Source organism: Streptomyces sp. NPDC058051 (genome assembly GCF_042885475.1).
Classification (GTDB): Bacteria; Actinomycetota; Actinomycetes; order Streptomycetales; family Streptomycetaceae; genus Streptomyces.
Map to the genome: position 1 here is coordinate 116,764 of NZ_JBHVRW010000008.1, position 21,054 is coordinate 137,817.

The following is a 21,054-nucleotide window of genomic DNA, read 5'->3' on the forward strand; positions in this document are numbered from 1 at the left end:
TTGATGCGGGCCGGATGCCGCGTGGCTCAGCCGCCGGAGAGCAGCGTCGTGATCTTCTCCGAGGCGGTCTTCGCCGCCCGCTCGGGATCGCCGCCCTCCAGTACCGCCGTCATGTACGGCTTGATCGGGTTGACGGCCTCGACGTTCGCCCACTGGGGAGAGTTGGGCGTCGCACGGCCCTCGGTGGCGCCCTGGGCCATCGCCGCGGTGCCTTCCTGCCCCTCGATGACATGCGCGAGGCCGGGTTTGTTGGGGACGTAGCTCATGGTCTGGGCAAGTTCTTCCTGCCACTTCTGGCTCGCCAGCGCCTTGACGACCTCGATACCGGCGGCGCGCTGGCTCGCCTTCTCCGGAACGATCAGGTCGGACCCGCCGGTGAAGACGGAGCCGGGGGCTTTCGCGGTCTTGCCCGGGATCGGGAAGTAGCCCAGTTTTCCCTTGAGTTCGGGGTTCAGCTGCTCGATCTGCGCGGCGGTGCCGGGCACCGAGATGATCTGCGCGACATCTCCCTCGGCGAAGACCTCGGCCTGCGGGGGCTTCTCCTCGTCCGCGTTCTTCGGGCCGTCACCGAGCGCCTGGAGTTCCTTGTAGAAGCTCATGCCCCTGATCGCCTCGGGGCTGTCGAGGGCGCCGATCCAGTCGCCACCCCTCTCCTCGGCCAGTTCGCCGCCCTCGTCCCAGATGAACCCGGCGAGGACGTACCAGTTCTGGCCCGCGAGGTAGATGCCCTGATTGCCGTTCCTGTCCAGCTGTTCGCTGACCGCGGTCCACTCCTCCCGGGTCTTCGGCGGGGACTTGATACCGGCCTGCTCGAAGAGGTCCTTGTTGTAGATCACCACCCGGTTGGCCGCGTACCAGGGGATGCCGTACTGGACGCCGTCGATGCTGCCCGGTTCGGCGAGACCGGGCAGCCAGTCCTCGCCGCCGAGGTCGCGCATGGACTCCAGCGTGAGGTCGCGCAGTCCCCCGCTCTCCGCGTACTGGGGAACCTGGGTGTTTCCGACCTCGATGACGTCGGGCGTGTCCTTGCCCTTGAGCGCGTCGGTGACCTTCGGGCCGATGCCGGTCCAGCTCTGGATCCTGAAATCGAGCTCGACGGACGGGTGTTCCTTCTCGTACGCCTTGGTGAAGCGCTTCAGGAAATCGGCCGAGACGCTGTCCTTCATGAGCCAGATCGTGACCTTCTTGCCGCCGGACACCCCCGAGCCCGACAAAACGCCGCATCCGCCCAGCGCGAAAGTGGAAACGAGCGCAACGGCTCCGACGAGTACGCGGTTCTTCACCAGGTTCACCTTCTGCACAACGGCATGACGAGATAGAGGACCCGGTGTGGGGGACTGCGGGCGGTGCTCGCACGGGCGTGGCTGGATTTTGGTATGGACCATTGTATTGGTCAAGGCCCGTTCCTCACATATTCCCCACATCGACCCCTCGCGCACCGGCATGAGGTGAGGCACCGTGGGAGGAGCGAGAGGAGGCATACGATGTCAAATCACACCTATCGGGTCACGGAAATCGTGGGTTCCTCCCATGAGGGCGTCGACGACGCCATCCGCAGGGGCATCGCAAGAGCTTCGGAAACGTTGCACAATCTCGACTGGTTCGAGATCACGCAGGTCCGCGGAGAGATCAAGGATGGCCGAATCGAGCACTACCAGGTGGGCCTGAAAGTGGGCTTCCGGCTCGACGAGACGAGCTGATCCGCGACTGTCGCCTCAGAGTCGCAACCGCCGCTTACCTCACACCGGCCATTTCCGCCACACCGCCGTCACGTGCGGCCCTGGCGCTCCTGGGCATCCTTGAGCGCGGCCGACACCTTCGCCCAGCGGGCCCGCACCACGGCGAAGCCCGCCTGCTCCGCCGCATCGCAGACGAGTTCGTCGTCATCGACCAGCATCCGCACGTCACGCTCCCGACCGAGCCGCCTCAGGATCTCCAGCTTGGTGTGCCGGGCCGGCCTGCGGTCGTCGTCGCGGCGCATGTACAACCGCCCCTCAACCGCCGCGGTCACCACTACGGCGCTTCGCACACCTGGGCCCGGATGTGTGATCATGTTCCTTCGTTCCCCATGGATCGCAAAGAGTTGTACAGGATGCACGTGGAAACGAAAGCGTTCGTAAAGCTATATTCAGCTTTGTGGCGTCCAACGTTAACTCTGTGAAGCGAATACTCCTGCGTTCAGGGAAGAGCCCCTACGACGTCGTCCCTGTCGAGCGCGCTCTCCATGAGGACGTGTTCGCCACCAACTCGGGCAACCTGATCTTCAGTGACGCCGCTCACAAGATCCTGGAGACGCCACACTCGGAGGTGGTGTCGAACGGCAGCGCCACCAGGGTCGCCGACGCCGACCGGATCAACAGCGAGTACGACGTCTTCGTCATCCCGCTCGCCAACGCCTTCCGGCCCTCCTTCGAACGCCAGCTGGAGCGTCTGACGCAGCTCATCTCGAAGCTGAAGATCCCGGTCGTCGTCCCGGGCGTGGGTGCCCAGACCGGGATCAACTACTCCGCGGACCGGCTGAAGCCCATGCAGCCGACGGTCTACGCGTTCGTCTCGGCCGTGCTCGATCACAGCGCCTCCATCGGCGTGCGCGGAGCGTTCACCGAGCGGTACCTGCGGGACATGGGCTTCCGCGACGTGGACGTCATCGGCTGTCCCTCGATGTTCCTCCACGGCAGCAGGCTCGACATCCGGGAGACCGGCCGGGCGCTGGGGCCCGAGTCACGGATCGCCATCAACGGTTCGCACGACGCCGTGCGCAAGCACGGGCTCGGGCGCGTCATCAACCGCACCCATGCGCGCTACCCCCACCTCCGGTTCATCGGCCAGAACCTCTCCGACGCCCGTCAGCTGCACTGGCGCGACCTGTCGCATCAGAACGCCTCGGTGACCGGCATCCCCACCCACCCCGACCACCCCATGTACGAGGAGGACAAAGTCCGGGTCTACATCGACCCGGTCACCTGGATGGACGAGTTGCGGGGCTTCGACTTCTCCTTCGGCTCCCGGATCCACGGAAACATCGCCGCCCTGCTGGCCGGCACGCCCGCCACCGTGCTCTGCGGCGACTCCCGGACGCTGGAACTGTGCCGCTACTTCGAGATCCCGCACCGGATGCTCGCGAAGATCCCCGCCGACCTGGACCCCGCCGACCTCTACGCCGAGGCGGACTTCGGACCGCTGGTGCTCGGCCACCACGAGCGGTTCGACCGGTTCATGGGCTTCCTCGACAAGAACGGCCTGGAGAACACCTTCACGCACGGGGACAGCGGCGCCGCCTTCGAGGCCCGGATGAGCAAGCTGGCCTTCCCCGCGGCCGTCCGCCCCTGGACCGGCACCGACGCCCCCGCGATGAGCACCCGGCTCAACTGGCTCCAGACGCAGCTGACGGAACTCAGCGCCGAGAACACCGAGCTGCAGCGGAAGCTCTCGAAAAGCAAGAACCTGCCCGTCCAGCGCTCCACCTACCAGCGGGCCCGCAGCGCTGTGGGAAGGCCCATCAAGCGCGCTCTGCGCCCCTCGCGCCAGTAGTGCCGCGGACCGGAAAGGTTCACCGGAGCGGGATCGCCACCTGATCCGAGGCCGGTCCCGAACCCACAGGGGTGCCTAGAATCGGAGTGTTTGCCCTCGGCCGCCAGGCTTTGCCCCGATCCGTACGGAGTCCCACGCACATGTCCAGCCCCCACGATCCGTACGTCCGGGTGCGCGGCGCCCGTGAACACAATCTCCAGGACGTCTCGGTCGACATCCCGCGCGACACCCTCACCGTGTTCACCGGCGTCTCGGGCTCCGGAAAGTCCTCGCTCGCGTTCGGGACGATCTACGCCGAGGCGCAGCGCCGCTACTTCGAGTCCGTCGCCCCGTATGCCCGTCGGCTGATCCACCAGGTCGGTGCGCCCGCGGTCGGTGAGGTCACGGGGCTGCCGCCCGCCGTCTCGCTGGAGCAGCGCCGCTCGGCGCCGGGTGCGCGTTCGTCCGTCGGCACGGTGACCACGCTCTCCAACTCCCTGCGCATGCTGTTCTCACGTGCCGGGGACTACCCGGCCGGCGCCGAACAGCTGGACTCCGACGCCTTCTCGCCGAACACGGCCGCCGGAGCGTGCCCGGAGTGCCACGGTCTGGGCCGGGTCCACCGCACGAGCGAGGAACTGCTCGTCCCCGACCCGTCGCTGTCCATCCGGGACGGTGCGATCGCCGCGTGGCCGGGGGCCTGGCAGGGCAAGAACCTGCGCGATGTGCTGGACGCACTGGGCTACGACATCGACCGTCCGTGGCGCGAACTCGACGCCGGTGAACGGAAGTGGATCCTGTTCACGGAGGAGCAACCGGTGGTGACGGTCCATCCGGTGCGTGACGCGGGGCGCATCCAACGCCCCTACCAGGGCACGTACATGAGCGCCCGCCGCTATGTGATGCACACCTTCGCGGACTCCAGGAGCAGTACGCTGCGCGCGAAGGCCGAGCGCTTCCTGACGAGTGCCCCCTGCCCGGTCTGCGAGGGCAGCAGGCTGCGCCCCGAGGCACTGGCCGTCACCTTCGCCGGCCGTTCGATCGCCGGACTGGCCGGGCTCGCGCTGACCTCCCTGGCCGAGGTACTGCGCACGGCGGGCGGCACGGGCACGGCGCGGGTGCTGACGACGGATCTGCTCGCCCGGATCGAGGCGGTGACCGAGCTCGGACTCGGCTACCTGAGCCTGGACCGTACGGCTCCGTCCCTCTCCTCCGGTGAGCTGCAACGGCTGCGGCTCGCCACCCAGTTGCGGTCCGGACTCTTCGGCGTCGTCTATGTGCTGGACGAGCCGTCGGCCGGTCTGCACCCGGCGGACACCGAGTCGCTGCTGGGGGTGCTCGGCCGGCTGAAGGAGGCCGGGAACTCGGTCTTCGTCGTGGAGCATCAGATGGATGTGGTGCGCCGGGCGGACTGGCTCGTCGATGTGGGCCCGCTGGCCGGTGAGCACGGCGGCAGGGTGTTGCACAGCGGTCCCCCGGCGGGGCTGGCGGAGGTGGCGGAATCAGCGACGCGGCGCTTCCTCTTCGACGGTGGTCCCGCTCCGGCCCGGGAGGTGCGTACGCCGTCGGGATGGCTGACGCTGCACGGGGTCGACCGCCACAACGTGCGGGGCGTGGACGCCGCGTTCCCGCTCGGTGTGTTCACGGCCGTGACCGGCGTCTCGGGGTCGGGGAAGTCGACGCTGGTCGGTCAGGTGCTGGCCGGTGTCCTCGCCGACCGGCAGGCCACCACCACTGCCGGGCAGCCCGCGCGGCGTCCCGGGCCCTGGTGCGCGTCGGTGGAGGGCCTGGAGGCGGTGGACCGTCTCGTCCAGGTCGACCAGAAGCCGATCGGCCGTACCCCCCGGTCCAATCTGGCCACGTACACCGGGCTTTTCGACGTCGTGCGGAAGCTGTTCAGCGAGACGGACACCGCCCGCGAGCGCGGCTACAAGGCGGGGCGGTTCTCCTTCAACGTGACGGGCGGGCGGTGCGAGACCTGCCAGGGCGAGGGGTTCGTCTCCGTCGAACTGCTCTTCCTGCCCAGTACGTACGCCCCCTGCCCCGACTGCCACGGAGCGCGGTACAACCCGGAGACCCTGGAGGTCACGCTGCGCGGTCTCGACATCGCGCAGGTGCTGGATCTGACGGTGGAGTCGGCGGCGGCCTTCCTCGCCGGAACGCCGGCCGCCGAGCGCAGTCTGCGTACGCTGCTCGACGTCGGGCTCGGCTATCTGCGGCTCGGTCAACCCGCCACGGAGCTGTCAGGCGGTGAGGCCCAGCGGATCAAGCTCGCCACCGAACTCCAGCGCACCCGTCGGGGCCACACCGTATACCTGCTCGACGAGCCGACGACCGGGCTGCATCCCGCCGATGTCGAGGTGCTGATGCGGCAGTTGCAGGGGCTGGTCGACGCGGGCAACACGGTGGTGGTCGTGGAGCACGACATGGCGGTGGCGGCGGCTGCCGACCGGGTGATCGATCTCGGGCCGGGCGGTGGCTACGAGGGCGGCCGGATCGTGGCGGCGGGAACGCCCGCCGAGGTCGCGCGTACGGAAGGCAGTCGGACAGCGCCGTACCTCAGGGCGTCCCTGCGCATCCCCTGACAGTGAGACCCACCCCAACTCGCCTATCACCTTGCGGAGTTGCCGCAACAGGCAAGCAATGGGACATGAAAAGGCAAAGACCATTGACCCCGCGATGGTCCAGACCAATTATGGGCATGCCTCGCGGCCGCTCCATGCCGTGGGGCATGTGACCCCCGGCCGGGCTTCACAGGAACGGGCCGCGCCCTCGACGGGACGCGGCCGAGCCGCGCGATTCCGCCCGTTGTCTCACCTGCTGGGAGCACCCCATGAGACGTCCAAGAACACTCGGCGCAGTGCTGAGTGTCCTGGCGACGACCGTCGCGTCCGCCGGCCTGGTCCTCGGATCAGGTGCCGGAGCGCATGCTGCCACGACCGCCGCCACCCCCCTGCCCGCACATGTCTTCGCCCCGTACTTCGAGGCGTACAACGGAGACAGCCCGGCCGCTCTCTCCGAGCAGTCCGGTGCCAGGTATCTGACCATGGCCTTCGTCCAGACGGAGGCCCGTGGTTCCTGCACCCCGTACTGGAACGGCGATGCGGGCCAGCCCATCGCAGCGTCCGAGTTCGGCGCCGACTTCACCACCATCCGGTCACGCGGCGGTGATGTGATCCCGTCGTTCGGCGGCTACGCGGCCGACAATGGCGGCACCGAGATCGCCGACAGCTGCACCAGCGTCGACTCGATCGCCGCTGCGTACGAGAAGGTCATCACGACGTACGACGTGTCCCGCCTCGACATGGACATCGAGGACAACTCGCTGGAGAACAGCGCGGGAATCGACCGCCGCAACAAGGCGATCAAGAAGGTGCAGGACTGGGCCGCCGCCAACGGGCGCTCGGTGCAGATCTCCTACACGCTGCCCACCACCACGAGCGGCCTCGCCGACAGCGGCCTGGCGGTTCTGGAGAACGCCGTGTCCAACGGCACCCGGGTCGACGTCGTGAACCTCATGACGTTCGACTACTACGACGGTGCCTCGCACACCATGGCTCAGGACACGCGTACGGCGATCACCGGCCTCAAGGGCCAGTTGGCCGAGCTGTACCCGACGAAGACCGATGCCCAGCTGTGGGGCATGACCGGCATCATCGAGATGCCGGGCATCGACGACTACGGCCCGGCGGAGACCTTCACCACCGCCGACGCCACCCAGGTGTACGACTGGGCCGTGTCCCAGGGAGTCAGCACCCTGTCGTTCTGGGCGCTCCAGCGCGACAACGGAGGCTGCCCCGGCACCGGGGGAAGCGACACCTGCTCCGGCATCGCGCAGGACACGTGGTACTTCTCCCACACCTTCGCGCCCTTCACGAGCGGCGCCGGCCCGGTCACGGACGACTACTCGGTGGCCGTCGCACCCGGTTCGGCCACGGTCGCCCCCGGTGGCTCCACCACGGCGACCGTCAACACCGCGGTCACCTCCGGCAGCGCGAAGACCGTCGCCCTGACGGCGAGCGGGGCACCCGCCGGGGTGACGGCGTCACTCAGCCCGGCATCGGTCACCGCGGGAGGTACGTCACGGCTCACGATGAACGCCTCGGCGTCCGCGGCGCCCGGCACGTACAAGGTCGTGGTGACCGGCACCGCGGGCACACTCAGCCGGACGGCGACCTTCACCCTGACCGTGTCGGGCCCGGGTGGCGGCGGCACCGGCGCCCTCGTGAACGGCGACTTCGAAACGGGTTCGCTGAGCCCCTGGACCTGTGAGTCCGGTGGCGCGGTCGTCTCCGCCCCGGTGCACGGCGGAGCGCACGCGCTCGCGGCGTCGGCCACGGCGTCGCAGACGGGCGAGTGCACCCAGACGCTCACCCTGTCCCCCAACACCACGTACACGCTGAGCGGTTGGGTCCAGGGCAACTATGGCTACCTCGGCGTGCGGGGCGATGCCTCGGCGAGCACCTGGGGTTCGTCGAGCGGCTACGCCCAGCAGTCGGTGGCGTTCACCACCGGCTCGACCGGCACCGTGACCGTCTATCTGCACGGCTGGTACGGACAGGGCACGGTCTACGGCGACGACATCTCCCTGACGTCCTGACAGCGCGGACCTCTGACGATCTCCTGGTCCCGGGGGCGGGCGGCCCCCGGGACCAGCGCCGTCTCCCGGCAGTGGGCGCTGTGACTGAGCGCGCAGCCGGGTCGGCTCGCCCGGCCCACTGGAGGCTTCCGCGCCGCAGTCCTCAGCGATGAACCTTCCGGGTCGCCCGCAGCCACTCCTTGTTCATGGCCGAGATCGACGGCAGCGGGATGCCCTTCGGGCAGGCGGTGGCGCACTCCCCGGTGAGGGTGCAGCCGCCGAAGCCCTCGCCGTCCATCTGGGCGACCATGTCGAGCACCCGGGTCTCACGCTCGGGCGCACCCTGCGGCAGGACGTTGAGGTGGTTGATCTTCGCCGACGTGAAGAGCATCGCGGAGCCGTTGGGACAGGCCGCGACGCAGGCGCCGCAGCCGATGCACTCGGCGTGCTCGAAGGCGAAGTCGGCGTCCGGCTTGGGTACCGGCGTGGCGTGCGCCTCGGGGGCGGTGCCGGTCGGGGCGGAGATGTAGCCGCCCGCCTGGATGATCCGGTCGAAGGCCGAGCGGTCCACGACCAGGTCCTTGACGACCGGGAAGGCGGAGGCGCGCCACGGTTCGATGTCGATCGTGTCGCCGTCCTCGAAGGACCGCATGTGGAGCTGGCAGGTGGTGGTGCGCTCGGGGCCGTGGGCGTCGCCGTTGATGACGAGGCTGCAGGCGCCGCAGATGCCTTCCCGGCAGTCGTGGTCGAAGGCGACGGGGTCGTCACCTGCCAGGATGAGTTCCTCGTTGAGGGTGTCGAGCATTTCCAGGAACGACATGTCCTGCGAGATGCCGTCCACCTGGTAGGTGGACATGGCGCCGGGGGCGTCGGCGTTCTTCTGGCGCCAGACGCGCAGGGTGAGCTTCATGCGTAGCTCCGCTGAGTGGGGTGGACGTACTCGAAGACGAGGTCTTCCTTGTGCAGGACGGGGGCCTCGCCGGTGCCGGAGAACTCCCAGGCGGCGGCGTAGGTGAACTCCTCGTCCCGGCGGGCGGCTTCGCCGTCCGGGGTCTGTGACTCCTCGCGGAAGTGCCCTCCGCAGGACTCGGTGCGGTGCAGGGCGTCGAGGCACATGAGCTCGGCGAGCTCCAGGTAGTCGACGACGCGGTTGGCCTTCTCCAGCGACTGGTTGAACTCCTCGCCGGTACCGGGCACCTTGACGCGGCGCCAGAACTCCTCGCGGATCTGCGGGATCCGGTCGAGCGCCTTGCGCAGCCCCTCCTCGGTGCGGGCCATTCCGCAGTACTCCCACATGAGTTCACCGATCTCGCGGTGGAAGGAGTCGGGGGTACGGTCGCCGTCGACGGAGAGCAGCAGGTTCAGCCGGTCCTCGGTGTCCGCGACGACCTCTTCCACGGCGGGATGCGAGGCGTCGACCTCGTCGTGGTGCGGGTTGCGGGCCAGGTAGTCGTTGATGGTCGACGGCAGGACGAAGTAGCCGTCCGCCAGTCCCTGCATCAGTGCGGAGGCGCCCAGCCGGTTCGCACCGTGGTCGGAGAAGTTGGCCTCGCCGATGGCGAAGAGGCCGGGGACGGTGGTCTGGAGGTCGTAGTCGACCCAGAGTCCGCCCATCGTGTAGTGCACGGCGGGATAGATCCGCATCGGGGTCTCGTACGGGTTCTCCGCGGTGATCCGCGCGTACATGTCGAAGAGGTTGCCGTACTTCTCCTCGACCTTGGCCCGGCCCATCCGCTGGATGGCCTCGGCGAAGTCCAGGTAGACGCCCTGGCCGCCGGGGCCGACGCCGCGTCCCTCGTCGCAGACGTTCTTCGCGGCGCGGGAGGCGATGTCCCGGGGGACGAGGTTGCCGAAGGCGGGGTAGATGCGCTCCAGGTAGTAGTCGCGCTCGTCCTCGGGAATGTCGTTCGCGGGGCGGTTGTCGCCCTTGGCCTTCGGTACCCAGATCCGGCCGTCGTTGCGCAGCGACTCGCTCATCAGCGTCAGCTTGGACTGGTGGTCGCCGGTGCGCGGAATGCAGGTGGGGTGGATCTGGGTGAAGCACGGGTTGGCGAAGTGGGCGCCGCGGCGGTGTGCGCGCCAGATGGCGGTGGCGTTGGAGTTCATGGCGTTCGTCGACAGGTAGAAGACGTTGCCGTAGCCCCCGCTGGCCAGGACCACCGCGTCGGCGAAGTACGTGTCGATCTTCCCGGTGATCAGATCGCGGGCGACGATGCCGCGGGCCTTGCCGTCGACGACGATCAGGTCGAGCATCTCCGTACGCGCGTGCAGTTCGACGTTGCCCGCGGCGATCTGCCGGGAGAGCGCCTGGTAGGCACCGAGCAGGAGTTGCTGTCCTGTCTGGCCGCGGGCGTAGAACGTGCGGGAGACCTGGACGCCACCGAAGGAGCGGTTGTCGAGAAGGCCGCCGTACTCGCGGGCGAAGGGGACGCCCTGGGCGACGCACTGGTCGATGATCTCGACGGAGATCTGGGCGAGCCGGTGGACGTTGGACTCACGGGCGCGGAAGTCGCCGCCCTTGACCGTGTCGTAGAAGAGCCGGTGGATCGAGTCGCCGTCGTTGCGGTAGTTCTTCGCGGCGTTGATGCCGCCCTGCGCGGCGACGGAGTGGGCGCGGCGGGGCGAGTCCTGGAAGCAGAACTGGACGACGTGGTAGCCCTGTTCGGCGAGTGTCGCACCGGCCGAACCGCCGGCGAGGCCGGTGCCGACGACGATGACGGTGTGCTTGCGGCGGTTGGCCGGGTTGACCAGCTTGGCCTGGAAGCGGCGGGTGTCCCAGCGCTCGGCCACGGGGCCCTCGGGGGCCTTGGTGTCGGCGACGGGCGCACCCGTCTCGTAATGCGAGTAGTCGGTCATGTCAGCTCACGACTCCTGTCATGACGGCGACGGGTACGGAGACGAATCCCACCGTCAGCACCAGGGCGAGGACGTTGGCGACGGTCTTGAGGGCGCGGTCCCTGGTCGCGTTCCCCGCGCCGAGGGTCTGGGCGGCGCTCCAGAAGCCGTGCTGGACGTGGAGTCCGAGGGCGAGCATGGCGACGATGTAGATGGTGTTGCCGTACCAGGTGGAGAAGGTGTCGACGACGTTCTGGTACGGGTGACCGGACTGGAATCCGCCGGAGTGCACGGTGCCCGTCGTCAGGTCGAGGATGTGCCAGACGATGAACAGGGCGAGGATGATCCCGCCCCAGCGCATGGTGCGGGTGGCATAGCCGGCACGCGCCTTCTTGTGGACGTACTGGGCAGGACGTGCCCTGAGGTCGCGGCGGCTCAGCTGGTACGCGGAGGTGGCATGAAGCACCACGGCGGCGACGAGCACGACGCGGACGATCCACAGCGCCCACTCGTAGTGCAGGAAGGGCTCGCCCATGGTCCGCAGCCAGTGCGCGTAGTGGTTGAACTCGCCGGACCCGAAGAAGATCTTCAGGTTGCCGATCATGTGGACAACCAAGTAGAGGAGCATGATCAGGCCACTCACGGCCATGATCGTCTTCTTGCCGACGGAGGAGTCCCAGAGCGTGCGCGTCATGGACGGCCGTCGGTCCGTCCGTGTTGCCAATGCCATGGACACGACGCTAGGGCCGAAAGACCCCATCAGTCCAAGACATGGAACGCCTCATCTTCATAGGCACCGACTATCGTGGCACTATGCTGGTCGTATGCAGTTCCAGCAGCTCACATACTTCGTGGCCGTGGCCGAAACCCGTCACTTCACACGGGCCGCCGAGGAGGTGCACGTCTCGCAGCCCTCGCTCTCCCAGCAGATCAGGGCGCTGGAGAACGAGCTGGGCGCGGAGCTGTTCAGCCGGGCCCGGGGCAACATCACCCTCACCGACGCGGGCGAGGCCCTGCTGCCGCTGGCGCGCCGCATCCTCGCGGACGCCGACACCGCGCGGCACGAGGTGCAGGAGCTGGCTCAGCTGCGCCGCGGCCGCGTCCGGCTCGGCGCCACGCCCAGTCTCTGCACGGGTCTGCTCCCCGATGTACTGCGCGCCTTCCACGACCGGCACCCGGGGATCCAGCTGTTGCTGGAGGAGGGCGGCTCCCTCGACCTCGTACGGGAGTTGGCGCGCGGCGCGCTCGATCTGGCCCTGGTCGTACTGCCCCTGCCCGCGGCGTCTCCCTCACTGACCACGGTCGAGCTGCTCCAGGAGGATCTGGTGGTGGTGTCGTCGGCGCGCGCGCCGCGGCCCGGCCGCGGCGGGAGCGTACGGATCGCGGACCTTCAGGGGGAGTCCCTGGTGATGTTCCGGCACGGTTACGACCTGCGCGAACTGACGGTCGCCGCCTGCCGGGCGGAGGGTTTCGAACCCTCGTTCACGGTGGAGGGCGGGGAGATGGACGCGGTGCTCGGCTTCGTCCGGGCGGGGCTCGGGATCGCGGTGGTGCCCAGCATGGTGGCCGTCCGCGCCGGCCACGACCTGCGGACCACACCGCTGGCCCGCCCCGGTCTGCGGCGGACCATCGCCCTCGCGCACCGCAGCGATGTGGCGCCACCGCGCGCCGCACGCGAACTGCAGAAGGTGGTGCTCGCCAGCCGGACGGGCTCGTCGAGCCCGTCCGGCGGCTGAGGAGACGGCGGCCGGCCGGCCCCGCCCGCCCTCACACCCCGCTCACACCGCGTCGGCCAGCAGAAGTGAGTGGATCCGGTCCGGCGCGCCGGGCCGGGCGTAGTACCACCCCTGCGCCGTGTCGCAGCCGATCTCCCGCAGCTGCTCCGCCTGGGCCCCGGTCTCCACGCCCTCCACCGTGACCGCGAGGTCCAGGCTGTGCGCGAGCGAGACGATGCCCTCGACGATCTTCAGATCGACCGGGTCCGCCGGATGCTGCTGCATGCCCCGCGTGAAGGAACGGTCCAGTTTGAGCACGCTCACCGGCAGCCGACGCAGATTGGCCAGGTTCGAGTACCCCGTGCCGAAGTCGTCCAGCGCTATGTCGACGCCCATCTCCGACAGTTGCCGCAACGGTTTGAGCACATCGTCGTCCGCGCCGATCAGCGCGGACTCGGTGACCTCCAGGCAGAGCGCCCTCGGCTCCAGCCCCGACCGTTCCAGGACGTCGACCGTCTCGGCGACGAGCCGAGGGTGGTGCAACTGGGTCGGCGAGAGGTTGACGTTGATCCGCAGCGGGCCTCCGTCGCTGTGCCGCTCCTGCCAGACGTTGGCCTGGCGCACCGACTCCTCCAGCACCCAGCGGCCGAGCGGCACGATCAGTCCGGTGTGCTCGGCGAGCGGGATGAACCGGTCGGGACCGAGCACCCCGTGCTGCGGATGGCACCAGCGCACCAGCGCCTCCGCACCGTGCACCGTGCCGTCGCCCAGGTGCACGAGCGGCTGGTACTCGATGAAGAACTCGCCGCGCTCCAGGGCGGCGGGCAGCGCGGTGGTCAGTCCGTGCCGGGTGATGGCGCGGGCATCGGCCTCGGCGTCGGCGAGCTCGAAACGGTTGCCGCCCGCTGACTTGGCCCGGTACATCGTGATGTCGGCGCTGCGCAGCACCTCGGCGGCGTTGCGTTCGCCGGCGGGCCCCTCGACAATGCCGATGGAGCCGCGCACGGTCAGCTCGCGGCCCTCCAGCCGGATCGGCGTTCCCAGCACGCCGAGGATGCGGCAGGCCAGCTCGGCGACCTCCTTCTGGGTGTCGGGTCCGGTCGTCAGCGCGACGAATTCGTCGCCGCCGAGCCGCGCCACCATCTCACCGGGCGCGGTCGCACAGCTCTGCAGCCGGTCGGCCACCTCGACCAGCAGCCTGTCCCCCGACGCGTGGCCGAGACTGTCGTTGATCGCCTTGAAGCCGTCGAGGTCGAGATAGCACAGGCCGAAACGGCTGCCGTCGTCGGCGCCGAGTGCCTTCTCCAGCCGCTCGAAGAAGAGCGTCCGGTTGGGCAGACCGGTGAGCGCGTCGTGCGTGGCCTCGTACCGCAGCCGGAGGTTGAGCAGCCGGCGCTCCGTGGTGTCCTCCATCAGCGCCAGCTGGTACTCGGGCCTGCCCTCGGAGTCGCGCAACAGCGACACCGTCAGGTTGGTCCACAGCACCGTGCCGTCGTTGCGGTAGAACGGCTTCTCCACCCGGTAGTGCTCGCGTTCGCCGCGTACCAGCTCGTTGTAGTACTTCCAGACGTGCGGCGAGTCCTCGGGGTGGACCCACTCGTTGACCTTGTGGCTGCGCACATGGTGTTCGAGCCCGCCGAACATCCGGGTGAGGGTGTCGTTGATCTCCAGCACGTTGCCGTCCAGGTCGGCGATCCCGATGCCGATCGCCGCGTCCTTGAAGACGGCGCGGAAGCGCTGCTCGGTGGCGTGCAGAGCCTGTTCGGCGTCCGAACGGGCGCTGAGCGCCGAGCGCGCGATCGCCTCCTGTTCGGCGAGGGTCCGCTCGCGCAGTGCCTGGGTGAAGCCGCCCGCGAGGGCGTGCTGCATCCGGGCGCAGCGGGCCCGGCTCTCCTCGGTCGACAGCGCCGTCACGCCATTGCCCCCGCAGTAGAGCACGAGGTACGAGTCGATGACGCCGAGCGTGCTGCTGAGCGCATCCGGGTCCGTGCAGTGCGCGGCGACGAGGGCGACGCCCACCTGGCCCGCGGACGCCGGGTCGAAGGGCCGCGCGTGCAGGATGTCGCTCAGCTCACGGGCCAGCGGCAGCAGATGCTGTTCGAACTCCGTGCGCGTGAGGGAGGTGGCCGTCGAGGGGAAGATGGCCCGGCTCCAGATCGTGGCGAATCTCCGGAGCCGGTCCTCGGGGCCGTCGGGCTCCGTGTCGGGCGCTCCGGACGGCTGGGCGGGAATGCTCACGCCTTGCGTCCCACTCCGGCGAAGCCGGAAAAGGCGAAGGGGTCCTCGTGCTCCGCCGCGTGCGGCGTGTCGGGGCGCCAGTCGGGCATCGACACGAGTCCCGGCTCGATCATCTCGTACCCCTCGAAGAAGCGGGCGACCTCGTCGCGCGACCGCATGACGAGCGGGTTGCGGATGTTCCGGTAGACGCCGACCGTACCGCCTGCCTCCTCCCTGGTCAGCGGAATGCCCTCGTACGAGGCGTGGGTGACGACGACGAGGCTGCCGGGGGCGAGCGCGTCGCGCAGCTCGGCGACCGCGGCGTGCGGGTCGTCGGAGTCCTCGACGAAGTGCAGCACGGCGACGAGCAGCAGCGCCACCGGCCGGTCCAGGTCGAGAAGTTCGGAGACCACCGGGTTCTTCACGATCTCCAGCGGATGCCGCAGGTCCGCGGCGGCGATCGCCGCCCGGTCGTTTCCTTCGAGTACGGCCCGGCTGTGCGCGACCGCGACGGGGTCGTGATCGACGTACGCCACCCGGGCCTCGGGGTCGGCCGCCTGCGCGACTTCGTGCACATTACCGAAAGTCGGTATTCCGGAACCGATGTCCAGAAACTGGGTGATCCCCTCGCTCACCGCATGGCGCACGGCCCGGCGCATAAAGGCGCGATTCGCCTGCATGATCTTGGGGAGTCCCGGCATGAACTCCATGGCCTTGCGAGCCGCTTCCCGGTCGACCTCGAAATTGTGCGATCCGCCCAGATAGAAGTCGTACATGCGAGACACGCTCGGCACCGAAATGTCTATGCCTTGCGGTGCCCAGGCGGGACGCTCCATCAATGTCTCCAACAAGTCGCCACGGTGATCCGGCCATGTTCATGGTCAGTGATGTCCAGAGGCTACTGATCGACCGCCAGGAGAGCGAGCGGAAACGGAGATTACCCGTCCGTTATTGGTCACACACCAATGGCATGTGCAACGGATCCGTCGCTGCCTGTGACATTCAGCGTCGAACCGGCCTCGGAGGAGCGTGGCGGGGGCTGCGCGGGGCTGCCGGACAGGTCGGCGCCGGAGACCGCCGCGTACCCGGCCGCCGTCACCCGGCTGTTGGCGCCTCCGCGCTTCGCGTCCGCCGGAGAAGACAGGGACCGGCCGGCAGCCGTCCCCTTGTCGCCTGATTCCGTCCGGTCGATGAACGGTGATGAAACCCATGGTGGTAACGCCTTTGACGCCGCTCATTGCCAACGGGGCAAAGAGCGGCCGTTCCAAGAGGCAGGCAGTTGCGCGGGCCCGCTTCAGCGGCCGTGCGATGCCCTTCGTGAACCAATGGCCCGTCATGCCGCTCGTCCACGCCGATGTCCTCGGATTTCGGGTCCTTGCGGACGGAAAGCCCACGCATTCCGCCGGTTCGACGGCGGCCGGACTGTCGGCGACCACCGCGGCTTTCACCCTCCCATGAGACCACGAACCGCATGTCTCCCGACCTCTGTCGATTGAGGTCGCCAGGGTCGGTATCGGCGGCATTGCGGTACAACGACCGCCCAACAAGGGCAAGTTACCGAATAGCAGACGGCTCGGCCGTGTCGTTCCCGCCCGTGCCGAGCCGAACCCGTATCCGCTGTACGGTCCGTATCCGCCGTCCGATCCCAAGGCGCCGACCGATCCGTATCCACCCACCGATCCCGCGTCGCCGACCGGTGGTGACTCGGCGTCGCGTCACGCACGGCCCCGGGTGCAGGGCAGCCATCGCTCTTTGTGCAACGCGTGCGCAGAATTTCCCCGAGCCGCAAACACCTGACGCCCCATGTCCCCACCTTCAGGGGAATCCGGCCCGCCCCCGGCGTGCCCCGCGAGCGGCCGGAACATGCTCCCCGTCGTGTACGGATCACTCATAGCGCGGCTCACCGCGGTCGCCGCACTCCTCTGGCTGCTGACCGCCCCGGCAACCGCGATGGCGGACAACTGCGCATACGCCTCCATCGGTGAGGACAGCGGGAGTTCGGCGGTCGCCGTGTCGGGCGACGGTCACTGCCACGCGGGCCCGGCGCCCGAGCCGACCCCGCCTCCCCGGCCATCACCGCCGCCTCCACCACCACCTTCACCACCCCCTCCTCCTCCCCCTCCTCCTCCCCCTCCTCCGCCGCCGCCGCCACCGTCGCCCGCCCCGCCGCGTCCAAAGCCGGCGCCCGTGCCACCGCCCCCGTCTCCCTCGCCTTCCCCCTCACCCTCCGTACGCCCCACGCATCCCGCACCCCGGCCCGTGGCGCTCCCGGCCTACCGCAAGCCACCGCGCAAGGTCCCACGGCACGGAACCTCCCTGGTCACCCTCACCCTGCTGATCACAGCCCCCGCGGTGTTCGCCGTCGCCGTGTTGCGCCCCCGCTCCCGATGACCTCCGGAGGAACCCATGTCGGAATGGCTTGTTCTCACCCTCGCCATGACCGCGGCAAGTGCCGTCGTCCTGACCATCGCCGTACTCAGCAACCGCCGGATCGCAGAGGATGACGACCCGTCCGAGACCCCTGACGTCATCGAATACATGACGATGATGATCGGCGTGGTCTACGCGATCGTGCTGGGCCTCGCCATCGCGGGCGTCTGGGAGGGCCGCAGCGCCGCCCAGGAGTACGTACGCCAGGAGGCCCAGGCGCTGCACGAGGTGAACGCCCGCTCCTCCGTCTACCCGGCCGAGGTGCGTACGCGCATCCGCGCCGACGTCGACGCCTACGTCCAGCACGTGGTCCACGACGAGTGGCGGTCGATGACCGAGCACGGCTCGCTCACCGACGAAGGGGCCCGGCTCCTCGGCAAGGTGCGCGCCGATGTCACCGACTACCGGCCGAAGAATGATCACGAAGGACAGGCGTATCAGCCACTGGTCGACCAGGTCGCCGCAGCCGATGACGCGCGCAGCGGACGCGGACAGAGCGCCGGCGCGACCATGCCCGGCGTGGTCTGGTTCGGCCTGATCACCGGCGCACTCGTGACCATCGGGCTGATCTTCACGTTGCAGATCCGCAGAAGCTTCCGCGAACTGCTGCTGGCCGGGCTCTTCAGCGTGCTGATCGCCTTTCTGCTCTTCCTGATCTGGGACTTCGATTCCCCCTTCGGCCGGGGCCTCTCGGCCACCGCGGCACCGTTCCTCGACCTGTTCCCCGGTGGGGCGGGCGGATAGCGGCCCACCCGGGTGCCGACCGCTGCACCGCTCGGGGGAACCCGGTGCCCCGGGCGGCGCACCCCGATCGCGGGCGATATACGCGACTTCTAGCGTTCGGGGCGTCGAGGCGCATTCCTGACGCCCTGTGGAAATCCATTCCGCAACTGCTCCTCGGGAACCGGAGGATTCACCCATGCGCGCAATAGGTGTCGCACCCGTCGCCCTGCTCGGCGCCGCCGTTCTCCCGCTGACCTCTCCGGCCGCGACCGCGTGCGCCGGGACGTCGGGAGGCGCGTCCTCCGCGACCGGATACACCGTCACTCCGTCGGTGATCGCGCCGGGGAGCCAGGACGTCCTGGCCGCCCGGGGGTGCTCCACAACCACCACGACAGGCTCTGGAGGCCGCCCGCACCGAGAGCAGGGCAGTGCGGCCTGATACGCCCGTCGCCCCGAGTCCTGCGACAGGCTCGGGGCGACGGGCGTACCGGGCCCGCGCCACCCGATCGCCCTTCCCTGATCGCCGCTCGGGCTCCCTGCGCCTAGCGTTCCCTTCGTCGCGACGAAGGGAGAACCATGGACCGGGACCACTGGCGTGTCCAACGGGCCGGGCGCGTGCCGTGGGGCGCCCTCGCCCTGGTGCTGCTCACCGGTACGGCGTGGATGCAGAACGGAGCCGACTTCTCCCTCGGCCCTCCCCGGCCGGCCGCGGCGACATCGCCCGACCTCCGTCGGACAGCCCCCGAACCGCCCGGCGACAGCCCCTGCCGGGGCCTTGCGGCAGCCCGGGCAGGGCACTGCGCCGGGAGCGGATAGCCTCACTGCCGTGACAGACCAAAAGCCCCACCAGTTCGAACGTGGCACAGATGGCCCACGCGTGATTGTCGCGGGTATCGACGGGTCCGATTCCTCCATGCGTGCCGCGGCGTACGCGGCGGGACTCGCCCGCCGTCAGGGGGCCATGCTCGCCCTCGTCTACGTCCAGTCGGTGATCCCCGCCGGCGCCGCGCTCGGTGCGCCGGTCGCCGACACGACCGGAGAGGTCGCGGAGGGCCTGGTGAACGAGATCCAGGAGGCCACGGAGCGGATGAAGGACATATGGAATGTGCGCTGGGAGTTCCACACCTTCCGCGGTGATCCCTACAACGGGCTCGTGACGGCTGCGGACGAACTGAAGGCCGATGCGGTCGTGGTGGGGGCGTCGGAGTCGGCCGGCCACCGTTTCATCGGATCGGTGGCGGTCCGGCTGGTGAAGGCGGGACGCTGGCCCGTCACCGTGGTCCCGTAACCGGCGCGGAATCCTCACCTGCTCCGGGCGGCACACGTCTTTCGTACCGGCTCGACCCGGGCCGTCATGAGCGCCCGTCAGGGACAGCCGTCAGTGGAGAGGTGACTCATGGCAAGGCTCCGCGTGGGCGAGGGTGTGCTGCGCCGCAAGCCGATCGAGCAGATCGACGAGAAGGGGCCGGCGGGAGAGGGCGGCACGCAGCTCACCAGAACGCTCGGGCTGTGGCAGCTCACCGCGATCGGCGTGGGCGGCATCATCGGCGCCGGTATCTTCACCCTCGCCGGCACGGTGGCGAACGGCACCGCGGGCCCCGCGGTGCTGCTCTCCTTCCTGATCGCGGGGGTGGCGAGCGCGGCGGCCGCGTTCAGCTACGCGGAGTTCGCGGGCCTGATCCCGAAAGCCGGCTCCGCCTACACCTATGGCTACGCGGTGCTCGGAGAGCTGGTGGGCTGGTTCATCGGCTGGGACCTGCTGCTGGAGTACACGGCGATCGTGGCCGTGGTCGCGATCGGCATCTCCGGGTACTTCAGCTTCCTGCTCGGCGAGATGGGGCTCGACGTGCCGAAGTGGATGCTGGGCGCGCCCGGCACCGGGTCGGGTCACCGGGTGGACCTGTTCGCCTCGCTGCTCTGTCTGCTGGTGGCGTACCTCCTGACCCTCGGCATCAGGAACGCGGCGCGCTTCGAGACGATCGTGGTCGTGCTGAAGGTCCTGGTCGTCCTCCTGGTCATCGGCGTCGGCGTGTTCCACATCGACACCGGGAACTACCACCCCTTCTTCCCGTTCGGGGTGAGCGGCGCCTTCACCGGTGCTGCCACGGTGTTCTTCGCGGTGTTCGGATACGACGCCATGTCGACGGCGGCCGAGGAATCGAAGGATGCCCAGCGGCACATGCCGAAGGCGATCCTGTACTCCCTCGCCATCTCCATGGTGCTCTATGTGGCGGCGTGCCTGGTGCTGACAGGGATGCAGAGCTACCAGGACATCGACCCGGAGTCCGGATTCTCCACGGCCTTCAAGTCGGTCGGGCTCAGCAGACTCGCGGATGTGATCGCCGTGGGCGCGATCATCGGCATTCTCACCGTGATGTTCACCTTCATGCTCGGCGTGACCCGGGTGTGGTTCTCGATGAGCCGCGACGGGCTGCTGCCGAAGTGGTTCGCGAAGACCCACCCGACCCGGCACGTGCCGACCCGGGTGACCTGGATCGTCGGCGCCGCGTCGGCCGTCATCGCCGGTTTCCTGCCGATCGGCGAGGCGGCCGAGCTGACGAACATCGGCATTCTGCTGGCGTTCGTGGTGGTGTGCGTCGCGGTGATCGTGCTGCGTTACAAGCGGCCCGACCTGCCGCGCGTGTTCCGCACCCCGGGCATGCCGTTCGTGCCGGCCCTCGGTGTGGTGTTCTCCCTCTGGCTGATCACCTTTCTGCAGTGGCAGACGTGGGTGCGGTTCGTGGTGTGGTTCCTGGTCGGCCTGGTGATCTATTTCGGTTACTCGTACCGGAAGTCGGAGATGGCGAAGACACCGGGGACGGGCACGGCAGCGGACACGGACTGATCCGAGGGCGGTGCGGGCACCGCGGCACCGCAGCGCCCGCCGCACCGCTCCGTACGGAGAACGCCGTGTCGACCACCGTCCGCCCCGTACGAGGAACGCCCCGCAGGCCGCCGCCCGACCGTTCACCGCACCATTCGCCGCACTGAGCGACCGCTCGTCGCACGGGGCCGCCCGTCTCCTGTTCCTCCGGGCCCCGATGC

Annotated in this window: 15 protein-coding genes and 1 pseudogene; 9 read left to right on the forward strand and 7 right to left on the reverse strand. The window is 69.1% G+C overall.

The genetic code is table 11. The features are described from left to right. Positions 1 to 26: 26 nt before the first annotated feature. Entirely contained in the window at positions 27 to 1,283 is a 1,257-nt protein-coding gene (locus ACFVUT_RS15645) for an extracellular solute-binding protein (protein ID WP_389650209.1), read from the reverse strand. 201 nt (positions 1,284 to 1,484) lie between these two features. Between ACFVUT_RS15645 and ACFVUT_RS15650 the strand changes: the two genes are divergently transcribed. Beyond that, positions 1,485 to 1,700 carry a dodecin gene (locus ACFVUT_RS15650; RefSeq protein WP_327371645.1) on the forward strand — a complete coding sequence of 72 codons (216 nt, stop codon included), beginning with the start codon at positions 1,485 to 1,487 and terminating at the stop codon, positions 1,698 to 1,700. A 68-nt stretch (positions 1,701 to 1,768) separates the two neighbouring features. Here ACFVUT_RS15650 and ACFVUT_RS15655 read toward each other — a convergent pair. Then, positions 1,769 to 1,996: pseudogene (locus ACFVUT_RS15655) on the reverse strand (hypothetical protein); the annotation flags it as partial. 161 nt (positions 1,997 to 2,157) lie between these two features. Between ACFVUT_RS15655 and ACFVUT_RS15660 the strand changes: the two are divergent. From ACFVUT_RS15660 to ACFVUT_RS15670, 3 genes are all read left to right on the forward strand, one after another. Further along, positions 2,158 to 3,531: a polysaccharide pyruvyl transferase family protein gene (locus ACFVUT_RS15660; protein ID WP_389650205.1), complete on the forward strand. Its 1,374-nt coding sequence runs from the start codon at positions 2,158 to 2,160 to the stop codon at positions 3,529 to 3,531. A 140-nt stretch (positions 3,532 to 3,671) separates the two neighbouring features. Then, entirely contained in the window at positions 3,672 to 6,095 is a 2,424-nt protein-coding gene (locus ACFVUT_RS15665) for an ABC transporter (RefSeq protein WP_389650202.1), read from the forward strand. A 248-nt stretch (positions 6,096 to 6,343) separates the two neighbouring features. Further along, positions 6,344 to 8,110 carry a glycosyl hydrolase family 18 protein gene (locus tag ACFVUT_RS15670; protein ID WP_389650199.1) on the forward strand — a complete coding sequence of 589 codons (1,767 nt, stop codon included), beginning with the start codon at positions 6,344 to 6,346 and terminating at the stop codon, positions 8,108 to 8,110. A 142-nt stretch (positions 8,111 to 8,252) separates the two neighbouring features. Here ACFVUT_RS15670 and ACFVUT_RS15675 read toward each other — a convergent pair whose 3' ends face one another. The 3 genes from ACFVUT_RS15675 to ACFVUT_RS15685 are packed head-to-tail and all read right to left on the reverse strand — an operon-like array spanning position 8,253 to position 11,654. After that, positions 8,253 to 8,999 (reverse strand): succinate dehydrogenase/fumarate reductase iron-sulfur subunit, encoded by a 747-nt coding sequence (locus ACFVUT_RS15675; protein ID WP_389650197.1) that lies wholly within the window; start codon positions 8,997 to 8,999, stop codon positions 8,253 to 8,255. Beyond that, on the reverse strand, positions 8,996 to 10,945 hold the full coding sequence (locus ACFVUT_RS15680) for a fumarate reductase/succinate dehydrogenase flavoprotein subunit (RefSeq protein WP_389650194.1): 1,950 nt from the start codon (positions 10,943 to 10,945) through the stop codon (positions 8,996 to 8,998). The genes ACFVUT_RS15675 and ACFVUT_RS15680 overlap by 4 nt, the downstream gene beginning before the upstream one ends. Position 10,946: 1 nt before the next feature. Further along, the gene (locus tag ACFVUT_RS15685) at positions 10,947 to 11,654 is read right to left on the reverse strand and encodes a succinate dehydrogenase (protein WP_389650191.1); all 708 of its coding nucleotides are present in this window, start codon (positions 11,652 to 11,654) and stop codon (positions 10,947 to 10,949) included. Positions 11,655 to 11,748: 94 nt separating this feature from the next. Here ACFVUT_RS15685 and ACFVUT_RS15690 point away from each other — a divergent pair, with 94 nt between their 5' ends. Next, positions 11,749 to 12,660, forward strand: a complete 912-nt coding sequence (locus tag ACFVUT_RS15690) for a LysR family transcriptional regulator (RefSeq protein ID WP_389650188.1) — start codon at positions 11,749 to 11,751, stop codon at positions 12,658 to 12,660. A gap of 42 nt (positions 12,661 to 12,702) precedes the next feature. Here ACFVUT_RS15690 and ACFVUT_RS15695 read toward each other — a convergent pair whose 3' ends face one another. Next, the gene (locus ACFVUT_RS15695; protein WP_389650185.1) at positions 12,703 to 14,877 is read right to left on the reverse strand and encodes a putative bifunctional diguanylate cyclase/phosphodiesterase; all 2,175 of its coding nucleotides are present in this window, start codon (positions 14,875 to 14,877) and stop codon (positions 12,703 to 12,705) included. Further along, on the reverse strand, positions 14,874 to 15,692 hold the full coding sequence (locus ACFVUT_RS15700) for an SAM-dependent methyltransferase (RefSeq protein WP_389650457.1): 819 nt from the start codon (positions 15,690 to 15,692) through the stop codon (positions 14,874 to 14,876). Before ACFVUT_RS15700 ends, ACFVUT_RS15695 begins: the two co-directional genes overlap by 4 nt. Positions 15,693 to 17,262: 1,570 nt before the next feature. On the opposite strand from ACFVUT_RS15700, the gene ACFVUT_RS15705 reads away from it, so the two are divergent. The 4 genes from ACFVUT_RS15705 to ACFVUT_RS15720 all read left to right on the forward strand — a co-directional run bounded on the left by ACFVUT_RS15705 (position 17,263) and on the right by ACFVUT_RS15720 (position 20,854). Then, on the forward strand, positions 17,263 to 18,030 hold the full coding sequence (locus ACFVUT_RS15705) for a hypothetical protein (RefSeq protein WP_389650182.1): 768 nt from the start codon (positions 17,263 to 17,265) through the stop codon (positions 18,028 to 18,030). 175 nt (positions 18,031 to 18,205) lie between these two features. Then, positions 18,206 to 18,448, forward strand: a complete 243-nt coding sequence (locus tag ACFVUT_RS15710) for a hypothetical protein (RefSeq protein WP_389650180.1) — start codon at positions 18,206 to 18,208, stop codon at positions 18,446 to 18,448. A gap of 387 nt (positions 18,449 to 18,835) precedes the next feature. Further along, positions 18,836 to 19,297, forward strand: a complete 462-nt coding sequence (locus tag ACFVUT_RS15715) for a universal stress protein (protein WP_389650177.1) — start codon at positions 18,836 to 18,838, stop codon at positions 19,295 to 19,297. 108 nt (positions 19,298 to 19,405) lie between these two features. Beyond that, complete coding sequence (locus tag ACFVUT_RS15720) at positions 19,406 to 20,854, forward strand: amino acid permease (RefSeq protein ID WP_389650174.1); 1,449 nt, start codon at positions 19,406 to 19,408, stop codon at positions 20,852 to 20,854. The last annotated feature ends 200 nt before the right edge of the window (positions 20,855 to 21,054 follow it).

What these genes read in the sequence shown, in the direction of transcription:
- ACFVUT_RS15650 (WP_327371645.1), top strand. Translation starts at nt 1,485, where the DNA reads ATGTCAAATCACACCTATCGGGTCACGGAAATCGTGGGTTCCTCCCAT.
- ACFVUT_RS15665 (WP_389650202.1), top strand. Translation starts at nt 3,672, where the DNA reads ATGTCCAGCCCCCACGATCCGTACGTCCGGGTGCGCGGCGCCCGTGAA.
- ACFVUT_RS15670 (WP_389650199.1), top strand. Translation starts at nt 6,344, where the DNA reads ATGAGACGTCCAAGAACACTCGGCGCAGTGCTGAGTGTCCTGGCGACG.
- ACFVUT_RS15675 (WP_389650197.1), bottom strand. Translation starts at nt 8,999, where the DNA reads ATGAAGCTCACCCTGCGCGTCTGGCGCCAGAAGAACGCCGACGCCCCC.
- ACFVUT_RS15680 (WP_389650194.1), bottom strand. Translation starts at nt 10,945, where the DNA reads ATGACCGACTACTCGCATTACGAGACGGGTGCGCCCGTCGCCGACACC.
- ACFVUT_RS15685 (WP_389650191.1), bottom strand. Translation starts at nt 11,654, where the DNA reads ATGGCATTGGCAACACGGACGGACCGACGGCCGTCCATGACGCGCACG.
- ACFVUT_RS15690 (WP_389650188.1), top strand. Translation starts at nt 11,749, where the DNA reads ATGCAGTTCCAGCAGCTCACATACTTCGTGGCCGTGGCCGAAACCCGT.
- ACFVUT_RS15700 (WP_389650457.1), bottom strand. Translation starts at nt 15,692, where the DNA reads ATGGAGCGTCCCGCCTGGGCACCGCAAGGCATAGACATTTCGGTGCCG.
- ACFVUT_RS15705 (WP_389650182.1), top strand. Translation starts at nt 17,263, where the DNA reads ATGTCGGAATGGCTTGTTCTCACCCTCGCCATGACCGCGGCAAGTGCC.
- ACFVUT_RS15710 (WP_389650180.1), top strand. Translation starts at nt 18,206, where the DNA reads ATGCGCGCAATAGGTGTCGCACCCGTCGCCCTGCTCGGCGCCGCCGTT.
- ACFVUT_RS15720 (WP_389650174.1), top strand. Translation starts at nt 19,406, where the DNA reads ATGGCAAGGCTCCGCGTGGGCGAGGGTGTGCTGCGCCGCAAGCCGATC.